Source organism: Amycolatopsis sp. WAC 01375 (assembly GCF_003947325.1).
Lineage (GTDB): Bacteria > Actinomycetota > Actinomycetes > Mycobacteriales > Pseudonocardiaceae > Amycolatopsis.
The window spans coordinates 33,658-49,430 of sequence record NZ_QHHW01000054.1; the positions used below are offsets into that span (position 1 = coordinate 33,658).

Here is a 15,773-nt window from a genome sequence, read left to right on the forward strand (position 1 = left end):
ACGATCGCAACCAGGTGCCGAATTGCGTCAGGGGAGGCTCGCGACCAGTTCGATCCCGGCCGCCTTCCAGCCTTCGGGCAGCCGCTGGAGACGCAGGACGACCGGCAGGTGCTTCTTCGTCGACTGCCCGGCCGCGTCGGTGACGTCGGACGTCGCGTGGAGCAGCACGCTCGCCTTGTCCTCCACGACCTCCATGACCGCGGCCGCCGGATTCGGCGCCAGCGACGACTTCGCGCCCGCGGCCCGGATCTTGCCCACCCCCGTCGCCTTGTCCTGCCGGAACTGGGTCAGCAACTGCCCGGTCGACACGGACTCGTAGCGGGCGTACGTGCCTTCGGGATCGGCCGGATCAACGCTCAACAGGGCTTGTGCGGCACGCAGAGCGCCGTCGCGCGCGGAATCCCGGACCCGCGCGAGCACCCGGTCACCCGCGCCGGGTTTCTCCACCGCGGGCGGCGACCCGGCCGGGTTCACCTTGATCTCGCCGATCCGCCAGCGGTCGCCTTCGCGCACGGTCGCGAGCAGTACCGACGCGATGCCCTTGCTGGTGGCCCCCGCCCGGGTGCTGCTTTGGTCGAGCACGGTCAGCACCTGCGCCTTGTCCGGCGCCTGCTCGACCGCGGCCGAGACGATCACCCTGGTCACCAGCTTGATCGGCTCCGCAGACTTCCGGACCTCGGCGAACAGTTTCGCCATTTCGTCGCGTGCGCCCGGCGTCAGGTTCTCGGCGATCGCCTTCTCGTAGGCGGGCACGGCCGTGCTGTCGTAGGAGAACACCGCTTCGGTCGCCGTCTTGACCGCTGTCAGCACCGACGCCGTCCGCGCCGGATCGACCAGCGCGAGGTTCGACGGCGGGGTTTCCGGTTCGGGCCGGGCGGCGCCGGAGACCGTGGTCGTGCAGCCCGCGAGCGCGAGCAGTACGGCGAGGCCCGCCCAGCGCCTCACAGGAGGCCGAGCTCCCGCGCCCGCGCGTCGACCTGGAGCCGCGAGGTCACGCCGAGCGCGACCAGCAGTTCCGAGACGCGCCGCTGATAGGTGCGCACGCCCATGCCGAGGCTCTTCGCGGCCTTGTCGTCCTTGCAGCCGGTGGTCAGGAACTCGAGGATCTGCGGTGCCTCCATCCGGATGTCGGCGAACCGCGCGTCGAACGTCTCCAGGGTCGCGGCCGCCTGCCAGGCGGTTTCGAACAGCGACAGGATGCCCTGCACCAGCTCCGGACGCGAGATGACGCTGTACGAGCGCACCGCCTTGCCCTCGTCGCCTGCCATGATCGCGACGCGCTCGTCGAGCAGGATCGTCTCGTTGATCTCCTCGGTACCGATCCGGATCTGCGCGCCGAGGCCGGACAGATGGTGCAGATGCCGCGCGGTCTGCTCGTTCAGCAGGACGCCGGGCCGGTACAGCTTGCGGATCCGCTTGTCGCGCACCAGCCGTTCGCCCTGCCGCGTGAGCGACGGCCGGGAAAGTGCCCAGGTGTAGAGGTCATCGGCCGCGCACGCGATGTCGGTCGCCGCGACGAACAGATGAGCCGTCCGGTCGAACAGCTCTTCTTCTCCGCGAATCAGGGAGATGTCACTGACGAGTTCCACGGCGACAGTCTTCCAACATTCACCGGCGACCGTGACGGGAACGTCGCTATTCGCCGGTGAGTGGGCAGCACACGGTCCGGATAGTCACGACGAAAGTCGGGATCCGGGCACGAACCGGCATCGATGTCCCCGTTTCGGGTGACTCGCCTCACCCAGGAGGTCTCGGCGAGGGGTCGGTCACGTGAACGGGGTCTGACCTGCAGGCGAACAGGGTGTCCCCAGGTGTCATAGGCATCACGAGTACGCGGCCGGGACTAGGCCGAAAGACTACCCACGCGCTTACGATTCCCCTGTGACCACGCCTGTTGCACTCGCCCTGGCCGTCGGCGGACTGATCGTCGGTGTGGTTTTCGGTTTCCTGATCGCGAGGAGCCGCACCCGCCGCGAGGAACGACGACCGGCCGGACCCACCGTGGCCGAGCTGCTCGAACGCCTCGTGCGGTCCAGCAACAACGGCGTCGTCGTGCTCAACAAGTTCGGCGACATGGTCCTGCACAACCCGCGTGCCTACGAGCTGGGACTGGTGAAGGTCAACCAGGCCGATCCGCGGGCCCGCAAGGCCGCCGAGCAGGTGGTCGAGACCGACGAGCCGATGGAGATCGACCTTTCCCCGCTGGAGGCGAGGGGCCGTCAGCCCGAGGCCGTCCTCGGCGAGGTCCGCCCGCTCGGCGACGGGTTCACCGTGGTCGAGGCCGTCGATCACTCCGAGGCGACCCGCCTCGAAGCCGTCCGGCGAGACTTCGTCGCGAACGTCAGCCATGAACTGAAGACGCCGGTGGGCGCGATCGCGCTGCTCACCGAGGCCATCCTCGACGCCGCGGAAGACACCGAGGAGGTCCGCCGCTTCGGCGGCAAGATCCTCCGCGAATCGACGCGGCTCGGCCAGCTCGTCACCGAGCTGATCGCGCTGTCACGGCTACAGGGTGCCGAGCGGCTGCCCGATCTGAACGTGGTCGAGGTCGACGCCGTGGTCCGCGAGGCACTCGGCCGGACGACGCTCTCGGCGGAATCCGCCGAGATCACCATCACCACCGACGCGGCCAGCGGGCTGCTCATCGAGGGCGACCGGACGCTGATGGTGACCGCGCTGTCGAACCTGCTGGAGAACGCCGTCGCGTACTCGCAGCCGGGCAGCCCGGTGTCGATCAGCAGGCGGCTCGTCGACGGGAAGGTCGAGATCGCGGTCACCGACCGCGGCATCGGCATCGCCGAGGACGAGCAACAGCGTGTCTTCGAGCGGTTCTACCGCGCGGACAAGGCGAGGTCACGGGCGACCGGCGGCACCGGGCTCGGCCTGGCGATCGTCAAGCACGTGGCCGCCAACCACGGCGGTTCGGTCGGACTCTGGAGCCGTCCCGGCACCGGATCGACCTTCACCCTGCGGATCCCCGCGCACATCCCCGCCGAACCGGCCGCGGCCGTGAAACAGGCTCCGCCGGCATCCCGGCCGGAGAAGACCCCCGAGCGGACACCCCGTCTCGTGGCAACAGGGCAAGAAAGCCCCGACCATGGAGGAAACCTGTGACGAGGGTTCTCATCGTCGAGGACGAAGAGTCGTTCGCCGATCCGCTCGCGTTCTTGCTCCGCAAAGAGGGCTTCACCGCCGCCGTCGCCGTGACGGGGCAGCAGGCGCTCGAGGAGTTCGACCGGAACGGCGCCGACATCGTCCTACTCGATCTCATGCTCCCAGGCATGAGCGGCACCGACGTCTGCAAGCAGCTCAGGCAGCGTTCCGCGGTGCCGGTGATCATGGTGACCGCACGCGACAGCGAGATCGACAAGGTCGTCGGGCTGGAACTCGGCGCCGACGACTACGTCACCAAGCCGTACTCGGCCCGTGAGCTCATCGCGCGGGTCCGCGCGGTGCTGCGACGCGGCGGCGAGCCGGGCTCCGAAGGCGACCTGGCACCGCTCGTACTGGCCGCCGGGCCGGTGCGCATGGACGTCGAACGGCACGTCGTCACCGTCGACGGCGAGGAGGTCTCCTTGCCGCTGAAGGAGTTCGACCTGCTCGAATACCTGCTGCGCAACGTCGGCCGCGTGCTCACCCGCGGGCAGCTGATCGACCGGGTGTGGGGTGCGGACTACGTCGGCGACACCAAGACGCTCGACGTCCACGTGAAGCGGCTGCGGTCGAAGATCGAGCCGGACCCGGGTTCGCCCCGGCACCTGGTCACCGTCCGCGGCCTTGGCTACAAGTTCGAGACGTGATCCATAGCGCGTGAAGGCCCCCTTCCCTCGGCTCAGCCGAGGGAAGGGGGCCTTCACGCGGAGCCCGTGCGATACAGATCACGGTTACGGTTTCGTGACCTGACGTGGGGGCGGGTACCGTAGACGCTCGTGCGCCTAGGGGTACTCGACGTCGGTTCCAACACCGTCCACCTACTCGTGGTCGACGCCCACCGTGGCGCCCACCCGACCCCGATGCATTCCGAAAAGGCCGTCCTCCGGCTCGCCGAGCAGATCACCCGCAACGGCGACCTGAGCCGCGCGGGTGCGGACAGCCTCGTTCGGGCGGTCGAATCGGCGAAGGCGGCCGCGGCCCGGCTCGGCTGCGAAGAGGTCATGGCGTTCGCGACCTCCGCGGTCCGCGAAGCCAAGAACGCCCCGAAGGTGCTGGCGAAGGTCCAGGAACAGACCGGCGTCGAGCTGAAGGTGCTCTCCGGGATCGACGAATCCCGCCTCACCTTCCTCGCCGTCCGCCGCTGGTTCGGCTGGTCGGCGGGAAAACTGCTCGTGCTCGACATCGGCGGCGGCTCGCTGGAGATCGCGATGGGCCGCGACGAGGAGCCGGATCTGGCCGAATCGCTGCCACTCGGCGCCGGCCGGACCACCCGGACGCGGTTCCAGCACGACCCGCCGACCCGCTCGGAGCTCATCGCGACTTCGGCGTGGCTCGAAGAACAACTCACCCCGCTCGCGAAGAAGGTCGCCAAATTGGGTGAACCCGATCGTGTCGTGGCGACGTCCAAGACGTTCCGGTCGCTCGCCAGGCTGACCGGAGCGGCGCCGTCGGCGGGCGGGCCGCATGTGCGCCGTACCCTGACCGACACCGCGTTGCGCCAGCTCATCGCGTTCATCTCCCGGATGACCGCCCATGACCTGGCACAACTCGAGGGCGTCAGCGCGGGCAGGTCGCATCAGCTGGTGGCCGGAGCGCTCGTCGCGCAAGCCACCATGCGGGCGCTTTCCCTGGAAGAACTGGAGATCTGTCCGTGGGCGCTGCGAGAAGGTGTCATCCTTCGACGGCTGGACCATTCGAACGGTGCGGACGAGACTGTGGGCGGCAGCGCCCGACTGGACTTAGTCGACGGAGAACGGGCACGGTGAAGAGGTGACGGAAATGCGGATGACGGTGGATAGCGCGCGCGACGCCGCCGATGCTCCGTCGCGTGCCGGTTCACAACGGCCGGAGCGCGCATTGGACAGCACGGTATGACGGACGAGACAGAGAGCGGCCGGCCACAGAAGACCGTGGCGGAGCTGCTCGCGCAGCATGGAGCCCAGCCGGAAGGCGGGCGCCGCAGGCGACGCCGCGCGGCCGACGACGAGGACGAGGCTCCCGAGCCCACTCGCGGCAGGCGCGCGCCGTCGGTGAGCGACACCGCGCCGCAGGCGATCATCGACAGGGTGTCCGGCGACACCCCGCCGCCGCCCAACCGTCCACCGCGCCGCTCGCGCCCACAGGATTCGGGACCACGTCCGCTCCCGCAGCCGCAGCAGGATTCGGGTGCGCGGCCGCTTCCGCAGCCGCAGCAGGACTCCGCGCCGCTGCCGGTGCCGCCGGACGTCGCGTCCACCCCGACCCGGCAGACGCCGCCGGTGCGCCCGCCGCAGGAGCAGAGCGGCTATCAGCAGCGCCCGCCGCAGCAATCCGGTCAGTTCGGACGGCCGACCCCGCCGCAGGAACAGAGCGGCTACCAGCAGCGCCCGCCGCAGCAATCCGGTCAGTTCGGGCGGCCGGCTCCGCCGCAGGAGCAGTCCGGCTATCAGCGTCCGCCGGACTCCGAGGGCCTGCCCCCGCGTGGCCGTCCGCGTCCGGAGGAGACCCGCGGCGCGGTGCCGCCGGTGCATCGGCGCCCCGAGCCGCCCGCCGGACCCCCGTCCTCAGGGCTGTCGGCGAGACTCGACGGCGGCCTCGATGCCCCGTCCGAAGACGTGCAGGACCAGCCGGGTCCGATGGCCAGCGGTGGCTTCGCGACGCCGCCCGCCCAGCCGGCGCGCCGCCGTCGTCCGCCGGTCCGTCCCGCCCAGCCCAAGGCCGAGCCGAGCACCGAGCAGTTCGCCGCGGTCGGCGACGAACCCGCGCCCGACCCCGAGGCGTCCGCGCCCGTCAAGCCGCCGTCGCCGCCCGCCGGGCTCGCCGGATGGCGTAAACGCAGGCAGAAGGTGCAGTCCGAGGACACCGAGATCGGCGGGATCCCGCCGGTGCCGCCCCCGGTCGCGCCCGTCGAACCGGACACCGACCCCGAACCGGATCCGTTCGACGCGGGCCCGCCGACCATGGCTTCTACCCACCAGTCCCACCCGGCGCCGATGCCGTTCGTGCCACCGCATTCGCTCGACGACCGCGCGCGGCAGGACGACCTCGACGACTACGAGCGCGAGTTCGCCGACCCGGCGTACCCGGACGGCGGCCCTGACTTCGGACGCGACGACTACGGCTACCGCGCCGACGAGTACGAGGACGACTACGAAGACGACCGGGCCGAGGATGTCGTCGAGAACGACGAGCCCGCGGCGCCCGCCGAGAAGGTCTCGCCGGGGAAGCAGTGGCTGGCGTTGGCCGGCCAGCTCGCCCTCGGCGTGGTCGGCGGCGCCGGTGTCTGGCTGGGCTTCAACTGGCTGTGGGTCAACATCCCCGCCGCCGCGCTGGTCGCCGCGCTGCTGGTGATCGTCGCGCTGGTGTGGATCGTCCGGAAGATCCGCAAGGCCGAAGATCTCCAGACCCTGGTGCTCGCGGTGCTGGTCGGGCTGGTGGTGACGGTCTCACCGGCCGCACTCCTCTTGGTCGCGCGCTAGCGGCCTCGGGAAGAATGCCGGAATGGCTCAGCAGGTTCCGGTAGGCCTTTCGACGGCGTCCGTCTGGCCGTTGCGGGCGGGCACGGCCTTCGAACTGGCCGCCGACCTCGGCTACGACGGCGTCGAGGTGATGGTCTGGGCCGACCCGGTCAGCCAGGACATCTCCGCGTTGCGCCGGTGGTCGCGCCGCACCGGGGTGCCGGTGCTGTCGATCCACTCGCCGTCGCTGCTGATCACCCAGCGCGTGTGGTCGCCGGATCCCGAGGTGCGCCTGCGGATGTCCGTGGACGCGGCACAGGAACTGGGCGCGCGCACGGTCGTGGTGCATCCGCCGTTCCGGTGGCAGCGCCGCTACGGCGACGCGTTCGGCGACCTCGTCGACGAGCTCGAAGACGCCAGCGGGATCGAGATCGCGGTCGAGAACATGTTCAAGGTCCGCCCGCCCGGCGGCTCGCGGACGTCCCGTGTCTCGGCCTTCCGGCCTTCGATCGACCCTACGGACGTAGGGTTTCGCCACTACACGCTCGATCTGTCCCATACAGCGGCAGCCGGGATGGACGCTCTCGCACTCGCCGATCGAATGGGTTCCGGGCTCGCGCACGTCCATCTGGCGGACGGCACGGGACTCCCGAAGGACGAACACCTGGTGCCCGGACGCGGGATCGAACCCTGCGCCGAACTCCTCGAAAAGCTCGTGAACAGCGATTTCTCCGGACAGATCGTGCTGGAGATCAACACCCGCCGGTCGCCGAGCGCGGCGCGGCGCTCACGAGACCTCGCGGAGTCACTCTTGTTCGCGAGGCTGCACCTCGGCCAGTGACAAAGATCGTCTCCAGGTGCGGAGAATCATTCCTCCCTGCGCCCGAGGCGCTGGTACACGTAAAGTTCCGACCGTGAACCAGCTGCGCTTGTTGATCTCCCGCACCCCGATGGATCGGCTCGTGGCCTGGGTCAGTGCTCGGTGAGCGCGGCCGACGATACGAGCACCTCCTTCGACGCTGCCTGCGCGACGAGATCACTGGGTGACGGTACTTTCACGGCGGTACTCCGTACCGAATGGTCGATCGGCGGACATCCGCACGGCGGCTTCCTGATGGCCCTGATGGCCAGGGCCGCTCTCACGTTCCTTCACGAACGCGGCGAGCCGCCGTCCGAGCCGCTGGCGATCAGCGCGGAGTTCCTGCACCCGCCGGCGGTGGGGCCGGTGTTGCTGCGCATGGAGACCCGGAAGGTCGGGCGGCGCGCCTCGGTCGTCGCGGTCCAGCTGGAGCAGCGGGGCCGCAGCTGCGTCGAGGCCAGGGTGACCACCGGGCGCCTGCCGATGCGGCGGCCGGAGTGGACCGACGTCCCGGCCATGCCCGTGGAGCCGCCGCCCGGCGCCGTACCCATGACCGGTGAGACGTCCGAAGGCCTGTTCAACCTCGCGAAGGGCTGCGAGGTCCGGCTCGATCCGGCGAGTGTCGGCTACCTGCACGGCCGGATCGGGGACCCGCCGAAGATCCGGCTGTGGGTCCGGCCGCGGCACGGGCTCCCGGACCCGTATTTCGCGCTGCTCGCGAGCGACGTGAACCCGCCGGTGGTCTACAACCTCGGCCGGGTCGGCTGGGCGCCGACCGTGCAGCTGACCGCGTTGCTGCGCACCCGGCCGGCGCCGGGCTGGCTGCGGGTGATCGTCGAGAGCCAGTCGGTGCACGAGGCGTGGTTCGACTCGGACGCCCTCGTGGTGGACTCGCAGGGCAGGCTGGTCTGTCAGGCGCGGCAGCTGGCGCTCGCCCCGGCGCCTGGAGCCTGACGGCGGTTTGGCACGCTGAAGCGCATGACTGTGATCGCGGTTCTGGGTGCCGGGAAGATCGGGGAGGCCCTGCTCTCGGGCCTGCTGCACGGCGGGCACAGCCCCGCCGACCTGCTGTTCACCGAACGCTATCCGGCGCGCGCGGCCGAGCTGACCGAACGCTACGGCGTGCACGGCGTCACCGTCGCGGACGCCGCGCGACGGGCCGACGTGCTGGTCGTCGCGGTCAAACCGCAGGACATCGAACCGGTGCTGGACGAGCTCGCGCCGCTGCTCGGCAAGGAGTCGCTGGTGGTCTCGCTGTGCGCGGGCCTGCCGACCGCCCTGTACGAGCGCAGGCTGGCCGAGGGCGTCCCGGTGGTGCGGGTCATGCCGAACACCCCGATGCTCGTCGGAGAGGCGATGAGCGCGGTCTCCGCGGGTGCGCACGCGACCGCCGAGCACATCGCGGTGGTGAAGGACCTGCTCTCGCACGTCGGGCAGGTCGTCGAGGTGCCGGAGTCGCAGCAGGACGCCGTCACGGCGCTGTCCGGATCCGGGCCCGCGTACTTCTTCTACCTGGTCGAGGCCATGATCGACGCCGGGATCCTGCTCGGCCTTCCCCGCGCGCTCGCCGGGCAGCTGATCATCCAGTCGGCGGTCGGGGCGGCGAAGATGCTCGCCGAGTCCGACGAACACCCGGTGCTGCTGCGCGAAGCCGTCACCTCGCCGGCCGGGACGACCATCAACGCCATCCGCGAGCTGGAGAAGCACGGCGTCCGCGCGGCGCTCCTGGCCGCCATCGAGGCCGCGAAGGACCGCTCGACCGAGCTGGGCGCCGCCCACGACCCCCGCGATTAGGCCGTGTCCGGTAAGTCTGTTCGATGGGCTTCGTGATCCAGGTGGTTCCTGACGGCACGGGCGGGCCGGCCTCGTACCGGGTCGTACTCGGCCGCGCCCGCCCGTGCCGTCAGGGACCACCTGGGCGTGAAGACCGCGAACATGACTTACCGGACACGGCCTAGTCACCTACTTGCGCCGGACGAGGACGCGCCCGAGGAGGTGCCCTCGCAAGTAGGTGACGAATTGCGGTCGTACGGGCCCATCTCGGTGACTCGCGTCGCTTTAGTCACACGTGTCCCGCTACTCTCAGGAGAGCACGTGCGTGTCGATACCACAGGTGGGGAAGCCTCGTGGCGCGACACGTGTCGAAGGACACGGTGAATCATGCCGCCGAACAAGAAGGATGACCTGGCCAAGGTCAACACAGTGGGCCAGGTCCAGTTCCTGACGGTCGCCGAGGTGGCCACGCTGATGCGGGTCTCCAAGATGACCGTCTACCGCCTCGTTCACTCGGGCGAGTTGCCCGCGGTGCGCGTCGGGAAGTCGTTCAGAGTGCCCGAAAAGGCTGTTCACGAATATCTCCAAGGCGCGTACTTCGACGTGGGCTGAGGCCCGCTTCGCGGAGCACAACGTGCCCGCCCGAGGGCGTCTTCCGGGGCGCGAGTACCCTGGAAGACCGCTCGTGCCTGTGCGCTCCACCCGTTGGACGCTGCGCCGGGCAGCGTGACCGACGACGAAGGAAGGAGCGCTCTCGATGGGCTCTGTGATCAAGAAGCGCCGTAAGCGCATGTCGAAGAAGAAGCACCGCAAGTTGCTGCGCCGGACGCGCGTTCAGCGTAGGAAGGCCGGCAAGTAAGACACAGCCGGTGAATGGCCCGTCCAGTTTCTGGACGGGCCATTCCCATTCGGCGGGCGGTTTCCGCCCATTCGAGTGAGACGTGCATCCCCTCTGCGAGCAGCTGGTTAATAGCATGTAAGCGCTGGGTCGACTACCCCTAATGAGCGGTAACATCTCAAGGGCAGCCGCGCGATGCTTCCCATGAGTGCAGGTACGCGCACACTCGGTGGCTCGACCAGCGCTCAAGGTCATCAGGACCCCGTGATCGAAGTCCGAGAACCGCCCAAACGCCGCAGGGAGTCCTATGCCGTCGAACATCGTGCTCGTGACCGGGGTCGGGGGAGACCTTGGCGGGAAGCTGCTCGCCAGACTCGGCAACAATCCGGAGTTCGAGCGGGTGATCGGCGTCGACACCACGCCTCCGCAGAAGTCGGTCCTGCAGCGGATGGGCCACGCCGAATACGTCCGTGCCGACATCCGCAACCCGCTGATCGCCAAGGTGATCAGCACGGCCAAGGTCGACACCGTGGTGCACGCCTCGTGCACCGCGCATCCGGCGGGCCCCGCTCGCCGGACGGCGATCAAAGAGGTCAACGTCATCGGCACGATGCGGCTACTGGCGGCCTGCCAGCGCTCGCCGCTCGTGCGCAAGCTCGTGGTGAAGTCGACGGCCGCGGTGTACGGCGCCGGAGCGCGCTCCCAGGCCGTCTTCACCGAGGATTCCGAGCTCATCCCCACCTCCGCCAGCGGCTACGCGAAGGACGCCGTCGAGATGGAGGGATACGTCCGAGGGCTCATGCGCCGTCGTCCCGACATCACGACGACGTTGCTCCGGTTCGCCAACATCATCAGCCCCGAGATCGACACCGTGCTCTCGCGCTACTTCGCGCTGCCGGTGGTCCCGACCGTCTTCGGCTACGACGCGCGGATCCAGCTGCTCCACGCCTCCGACGCGCTGGCCGTGTTCGAGCAGGCGACGCTGAACGACAAGCCCGGCGTGTTCAACGTCGGCTCGGAAGGGGTGCTCACCCTTTCCCAGGCGATCCGCCGGGCCGGGCGGCTCGAGCTGCCGATGCCCAGCGGTGTCGTGCCGTCGGTCGGCAAGGTGCTGCGCGGCGCCAGGGTGGTCGACTTCTCCGCCGATCAGGTGCGGCTGCTGAACTTCGGTCGCGTCGTGGACATCACGAAACTCAAGAAGGACTTCGGCTACACCCCGCGCTGGACGACGCGGGAAGCGTTCGACGACTACATCACCGGCCGCGGGCTCCGGCCCGTGGTGGACGGCGGCAAGCTCGCCGGGCTCGCGGGCAAGGTGCTGGTGGCCGCGGCGACCGGACAGGCGACGCACCGATGAGCAGGCCGCACGAGAACAACCCCGAAAACTCTCATGAAGGCGAGGCGGAAAACGTGAGCGGCGCTGAAGCGCAGGTCATCCCGTTGCACGGCCCCGGCAGAGAGAAGCCGGACCCGGCCGTCCAAGCGGATCGGGATCTTCGCGAGTCCGAAGAGGCACAAGAGCATCTGCGGCAGGAACGCCGGGCGGACGCGCCCGTCGTCGAGTTCCCAGGGACGGCGCGGGTCTCGCCCGCCCGGACCAGCCCGGCCGACGCGGACCTCCTCCCGGCCTCGCTCAGGACGGCGCTGGGGTTCCTACGGGACCGGCTGACCGGCGACTACACCGTCGACGAGTTCGGCTTCGACGCCGAGCTCACCGAAACCCTGCTGTTGCCGCCGCTGCGCGCGCTGTACGAGAAGTGGTTCCGGGTCGACACCTTCGGCGTCGAGAACCTGCCTGCCGACGGCGGCGCGCTGCTGGTGTCGAACCACTCCGGCACGTTGCCGCTCGACGCGCTGATGACCGCCGTCGCCGTGCACGACCACGCTCCCGGCGGCAGGCATCTGCGCGGCCTCGGCGCGGACCTGGTGTTCCAGATGCCGCTGATCGGCTCCTTCGCCCGCAAGTCCGGGCAGACGCTCGCCTGCAACGCGGACGCGGAACGCCTGCTGCGCAAGGGAGAACTCGTCGGCGTCTGGCCGGAAGGGTTCAAGGGGATCGGGAAACCGTTCTCGTCGCGGTACAAACTGCAGCGGTTCGGCCGCGGTGGTTTCGTGTCCGCCGCGCTGCGAACCGGGGTGCCGATCATTCCCGTGTCGGTCATCGGCGCGGAGGAGATCTACCCGAAGGTCGGCGACATCAAGCTGCTCGCGCGGGTGCTCGGCCTGCCGTACTTCCCGGTGACGCCGTTCTTCCCGCTGCTCGGCCCGCTCGGCGCGATCCCGCTGCCGACGAAGTGGAGCATCGAGTTCGGCGAGCCCATCCGCACCGACACCTACGACGCGGACGCCGTCGACGACCCGATGCTGGTCTTCACGCTGACCGACCAGGTCCGGGAGTCGATCCAGCAGTCGCTCTACAAACGCCTTTCGCAGCGGCGGAGCGTCTTCAAGGGCTAGCGCCCTCCGCAATTAGTCACCTACTTGCGTGGGCACGTGCTCACGCGCGGCCGCAATCGGCGCAAGTAGGTGACTAATTGCTCAGGGGTGACGGGTCAGCGGCGCCGGTAGGCCATGCCCGCCGCGACAGCGCCGGCCACGACGCCGACGCCGAGCACCGAAGGCACGCCGATCTTCGCGGCCTTCCGGCCGGTCCGGAAGTCGCGGATCTCCCAGCCGCGCGCCCGCGCGACGTCGCGGAGACCGCCGTCGGGGTTCACGGCGACCGCGGTTCCGACGACCGACAGCATGGGGACGTCGTTCTGCGAGTCCGAATACGCTGTGCAGCGCTTGAGATTCAGCCCTTCGCGTGACGCCAGCGCCCGCACGGCGTGGGCTTTCGCGCGGCCGTGCAGCAGGTCGCCGACGAGACGGCCGGTGTAGACGCCGTCCTTGGTCTCCGCGACGGTGCCCAGCGCGCCGGTGAGGCCGAGGCGCCGCGAGATGATGGCCGCGAGTTCGATCGGGGTCGCGGTGACGAGCCAGACGCGCTGCCCGGCGTCGAGATGCATCTGCGCGAGCGCCCGGGTGCCGGACCAGATCTTGTCCGCCATCAGCTCGTCGTAGATCTCTTCGCTGATGTCGGTCAGTTCCTGCACGGTGCGACCGGCCACAAAGGACAGTGCGCGCTCGCGATGGGTTTTGATGTCCTCTTTGTTCTCACGGCCGCCGAGCCGGAATTTCACCTGCTGCCAGACGAATCCGGCCAGATCGGCGGAGGTGAAGAACTTGCGTGCGGCCAGTCCTCGGGCGAAGTAGAAGATCGACGCGCCCATCATCATGGTGTTGTCGACGTCGAAGAACGCGGCCGCCGTCAGGTCCGGCGGAGCGGGCGGCGCGGGCGGTTCGAGGGCTTCGGCGGACGCGGTCGCCATGGCGGCCTCGGCCGACGCCTCGCCCGCGAGCTCGGCCAGCCGTTCGAGCTCTTGACTCTTGTCCCTGCCCCGCCAAACTGACACGCACACCGCCTCCGGAATCCCAGGTGCCTACGCACAGCGTAGCGAGCGGCCGAGCACGGTGTCCCGGGTGTGGCGCCTGCCTCATGTGACACCGCGTCAGCCGATGATTATCGGCGGTAACCCCGGGATGAGCGGCGGAATCGAAATCAGCGGCGGCTTCGGGGTGGCGGTCGGCGTCGGCAGGGGCGGCAGGTTCGTCGGGCCGGGGGTGGGCACCACGGGCGGCGGCGTGCCTCCGGTGGGTGGCGCGATCGGTCCGGTCGGGGCGGCGGTGCCCACGACGGAAGACGGCGGCGGCACCGACGTCGGCGAAGGCGAACCGGTCGGCGCGGACGACGGCGGGGGAGACGACACCGGTGGCACGGCCGCGTCGGGGGAATCGGGATCCCGGACGCAGTCACCGGCGGCCGGGACCGCGCCCAGTTCGTCGGAGGAGCCCGTGGTGATCGTGTAGCAGACCAGCCGCGAGCCGAGATCCGTCGTGCGCGCCTGGACTTTGTCGAGCAGGCTGCGGGTCGCGGCGAACTTGTCGCGGGCCTCGGCGGGGGCCTGCCCGACCTGGACGCCCAGCCGGTCGGACTGCTGCCGCGCCCAGGAACGGAGTTCGGTCAGCCGCGTCTGGCCGCCCTGATCGGTGACGATCGCCGTCAGCCGCGAGACCCCGGCCCGCAGATCCGTCTCGAAATCGGTGAGGCCGGTGAAATACGCGTCGGTGGGGGCGTCCTGCCGGGTCAGCTCGGCGAGCTCGCCGACGCGGTTCGCGGCGAACTCCAGATGCTTCTTCGCCTTGTCCTGCTCGTCGAAGGTGAGCCCGAGTGCGGCCGATTCACCCGCTCGTTTGATGCCGTAGAGCGGATCGCCCGGCAACGCGTCCTTGGACAGCAGCAGGGTGATGCCGCCCAGCGCCAGTACGAGCGCGACGGCGGCCGCGGCGAGGTTGGCGACGGTGTGACCGCGACGCTTGGGCGTGGCTTCGGCTTCGGCGAGCCGTCCGGCGATCTCGTCGCGGATCCGTTGCCGTGTCTCGGCGTCGGGAGCGCCGCCGGCGCCCAATTCGCGCAAGCCGCCGACGAGGGCGAGTTCGTGGGCGAACTCGTCGTCCTCCGGGGACGCGGTGCCGTCGACAAGGTCGGCGAAGCGGTCACCGTCCGCCCGCTCCCGCGCGAACCATCCCGGCACGCCCACGGCGAAGTCTCCATCTGCTCAGCCCGGTCCTGACACCGGTCTGGCTGGGAAAACGAGCGGGGACGCCCCAGGGTTACGGCAAGGCCCGGTCAGGAGTAAATATGGGACTTTAACGCAATCCGGTGGGCAGAAGTTGTGCCAAACGGCGTACCGCGCGGTGCTGAAGGGCCTTGATGGCGCCTTCGTTGCGCTTCATGATCGCCGCGGTCTCGGCGACCGAGAGCCCCTGCATGAACCGCAGCACGATGCACTCGCGCTGGTCTTCGCCGAGTTCGGCGACGCAACGCAACAGCTCGGCGCGGGTGGCGCGGGTGATGGCCTGCTGTTCGGGCCCGGCGACGGCCTGCACGCCGACGTTCCCGATCGGTGCCCCGTTGGGCTCGGCGACCTCGTCGGTGACGACCTCGAGGCGGAACCGGCTCGACTTCACGTGGTCGAGGATGATGTTGCGCGCGATCGTGACGAACCAGGCGCCGACGTCACGCCCCTGGTAGCTCACCGACGTGATGCGGCGCAGGGCGCGGAGGAAGGTCTCGCTGGTGACGTCCTCGGCGAGGTCCCGGTCGCCGAGGCGGAACAGGACGTAGCGGTAGACGACGTCGACGTAGCGGTCGTAGAGCCGTCCGAAGGCGGAGGTGTCGCCGCCCTGTGCGGCGCTGACCAGTTCCCAGGCTTCGGCCTTCGCGGCTTCGGCGGCGGCGTCCGGAACGTCGGAGGCGTCGCCGGCCTTGGGCCGGGACGGCGGCGCCGCGGGGAAACCGCTCCGGCGGAGGATGTGGCCCGCCAGTACGGAGACGGGGTTCGGCGCGGGAAGGGTCACGGTCCACCTCCCGTTCCGGACAGGGAGTACCGGCCCGCATGTCCCACCGCCGCGTGGGCCTGCAAGATCTGCACGTCCGGACTCCCTTTCTCACCATCGAGTGATCAACACCACTCGACGACGTCCAGCAGCATACGTGTAGCTACCGCGAAGTAGGTAGCGGTTCCGGGGTTACGGAACTGCGACGAAACCGAGTGACCCCCATGACGATGGCCGAGATGACAAACTGACAACGCCGTCGATCCGAGGGAAG

At 69.7% G+C, this 15,773-nt stretch carries 16 protein-coding genes; 11 read left to right on the forward strand and 5 right to left on the reverse strand.

Annotated features, from left to right (window positions below):
- Nucleotides 1-27: 27 nt before the first annotated feature.
- Both DL991_RS35105 and DL991_RS35110 read right to left on the reverse strand, forming a co-directional pair.
- Nucleotides 28-945, reverse strand: a complete 918-nt coding sequence (locus DL991_RS35105; protein WP_125788662.1) for a hypothetical protein — start codon at nucleotides 943-945, stop codon at nucleotides 28-30.
- A complete protein-coding gene (locus tag DL991_RS35110) occupies nucleotides 942-1,589 on the reverse strand; it encodes a DNA-binding response regulator (protein ID WP_125788663.1) in 648 nt (215 codons plus the stop codon). The genes DL991_RS35105 and DL991_RS35110 overlap by 4 nt, the downstream gene beginning before the upstream one ends.
- A gap of 292 nt (nucleotides 1,590-1,881) precedes the next feature.
- On the opposite strand from DL991_RS35110, the gene DL991_RS35115 reads away from it, so the two are divergent.
- The 11 genes from DL991_RS35115 (at nucleotide 1,882) to DL991_RS35165 (ending at nucleotide 12,517) form a co-directional block, all read left to right on the forward strand.
- Nucleotides 1,882-3,114: a cell wall metabolism sensor histidine kinase WalK gene (locus tag DL991_RS35115; RefSeq protein ID WP_199746233.1), complete on the forward strand. Its 1,233-nt coding sequence runs from the start codon at nucleotides 1,882-1,884 to the stop codon at nucleotides 3,112-3,114.
- Nucleotides 3,111-3,800, forward strand: coding sequence for a response regulator transcription factor (locus tag DL991_RS35120; protein WP_125788664.1), 690 nt, complete (start codon nucleotides 3,111-3,113; stop codon nucleotides 3,798-3,800). The genes DL991_RS35115 and DL991_RS35120 overlap by 4 nt, the downstream gene beginning before the upstream one ends.
- A gap of 129 nt (nucleotides 3,801-3,929) precedes the next feature.
- Complete coding sequence (locus DL991_RS35125; protein WP_125788665.1) at nucleotides 3,930-4,919, forward strand: Ppx/GppA phosphatase family protein; 990 nt, start codon at nucleotides 3,930-3,932, stop codon at nucleotides 4,917-4,919.
- Nucleotides 4,920-5,024: 105 nt separating this feature from the next.
- Nucleotides 5,025-6,611 carry a hypothetical protein gene (locus DL991_RS35130; protein WP_125788666.1) on the forward strand — a complete coding sequence of 529 codons (1,587 nt, stop codon included), beginning with the start codon at nucleotides 5,025-5,027 and terminating at the stop codon, nucleotides 6,609-6,611.
- 22 nt (nucleotides 6,612-6,633) lie between these two features.
- Nucleotides 6,634-7,431 carry a sugar phosphate isomerase/epimerase gene (locus DL991_RS35135; protein WP_125788667.1) on the forward strand — a complete coding sequence of 266 codons (798 nt, stop codon included), beginning with the start codon at nucleotides 6,634-6,636 and terminating at the stop codon, nucleotides 7,429-7,431.
- 141 nt (nucleotides 7,432-7,572) lie between these two features.
- Complete coding sequence (locus DL991_RS35140; protein WP_125788668.1) at nucleotides 7,573-8,403, forward strand: thioesterase family protein; 831 nt, start codon at nucleotides 7,573-7,575, stop codon at nucleotides 8,401-8,403.
- Between the two features lie 24 nt (nucleotides 8,404-8,427).
- A complete protein-coding gene (gene proC / locus DL991_RS35145) occupies nucleotides 8,428-9,243 on the forward strand; it encodes a pyrroline-5-carboxylate reductase (protein WP_125788669.1) in 816 nt (271 codons plus the stop codon).
- Nucleotides 9,244-9,609: 366 nt separating this feature from the next.
- The gene (locus DL991_RS35150) at nucleotides 9,610-9,834 is read left to right on the forward strand and encodes a helix-turn-helix domain-containing protein (protein ID WP_005151704.1); all 225 of its coding nucleotides are present in this window, start codon (nucleotides 9,610-9,612) and stop codon (nucleotides 9,832-9,834) included.
- A 145-nt stretch (nucleotides 9,835-9,979) separates the two neighbouring features.
- The gene (locus DL991_RS35155; RefSeq protein ID WP_007030867.1) at nucleotides 9,980-10,081 is read left to right on the forward strand and encodes a 30S ribosomal protein bS22; all 102 of its coding nucleotides are present in this window, start codon (nucleotides 9,980-9,982) and stop codon (nucleotides 10,079-10,081) included.
- A 286-nt stretch (nucleotides 10,082-10,367) separates the two neighbouring features.
- A complete protein-coding gene (locus tag DL991_RS35160) occupies nucleotides 10,368-11,417 on the forward strand; it encodes an NAD-dependent epimerase/dehydratase family protein (protein WP_125788670.1) in 1,050 nt (349 codons plus the stop codon).
- A complete protein-coding gene (locus DL991_RS35165; RefSeq protein ID WP_125788671.1) occupies nucleotides 11,414-12,517 on the forward strand; it encodes a lysophospholipid acyltransferase family protein in 1,104 nt (367 codons plus the stop codon). Before DL991_RS35160 ends, DL991_RS35165 begins: the two co-directional genes overlap by 4 nt.
- Before the next feature lie 95 nt (nucleotides 12,518-12,612).
- On the opposite strand, the gene DL991_RS35170 is transcribed toward DL991_RS35165, so the two are convergent.
- From DL991_RS35170 to DL991_RS35180, 3 genes are all read right to left on the reverse strand, one after another.
- Nucleotides 12,613-13,515 carry an HAD family phosphatase gene (locus DL991_RS35170; RefSeq protein ID WP_199746234.1) on the reverse strand — a complete coding sequence of 301 codons (903 nt, stop codon included), beginning with the start codon at nucleotides 13,513-13,515 and terminating at the stop codon, nucleotides 12,613-12,615.
- Nucleotides 13,516-13,611: 96 nt separating this feature from the next.
- On the reverse strand, nucleotides 13,612-14,700 hold the full coding sequence (locus DL991_RS35175) for a DUF5667 domain-containing protein (protein WP_125788672.1): 1,089 nt from the start codon (nucleotides 14,698-14,700) through the stop codon (nucleotides 13,612-13,614).
- Between the two features lie 109 nt (nucleotides 14,701-14,809).
- Nucleotides 14,810-15,520: a sigma-70 family RNA polymerase sigma factor gene (locus DL991_RS35180; RefSeq protein ID WP_125788673.1), complete on the reverse strand. Its 711-nt coding sequence runs from the start codon at nucleotides 15,518-15,520 to the stop codon at nucleotides 14,810-14,812.
- Between the last annotated feature and the right edge of the window lie 253 nt (nucleotides 15,521-15,773).

Bases quoted from the DNA above. Each gene is read 5' to 3' on its own strand.
- DL991_RS35130 (WP_125788666.1), top strand. From the start codon at position 5,025: ATGACGGACGAGACAGAGAGCGGCCGGCCACAGAAGACCGTGGCGGAG.
- DL991_RS35135 (WP_125788667.1), top strand. From the start codon at position 6,634: ATGGCTCAGCAGGTTCCGGTAGGCCTTTCGACGGCGTCCGTCTGGCCG.
- proC (WP_125788669.1), top strand. From the start codon at position 8,428: ATGACTGTGATCGCGGTTCTGGGTGCCGGGAAGATCGGGGAGGCCCTG.
- DL991_RS35150 (WP_005151704.1), top strand. From the start codon at position 9,610: ATGCCGCCGAACAAGAAGGATGACCTGGCCAAGGTCAACACAGTGGGC.
- DL991_RS35155 (WP_007030867.1), top strand. From the start codon at position 9,980: ATGGGCTCTGTGATCAAGAAGCGCCGTAAGCGCATGTCGAAGAAGAAG.
- DL991_RS35160 (WP_125788670.1), top strand. From the start codon at position 10,368: ATGCCGTCGAACATCGTGCTCGTGACCGGGGTCGGGGGAGACCTTGGC.
- DL991_RS35165 (WP_125788671.1), top strand. From the start codon at position 11,414: ATGAGCAGGCCGCACGAGAACAACCCCGAAAACTCTCATGAAGGCGAG.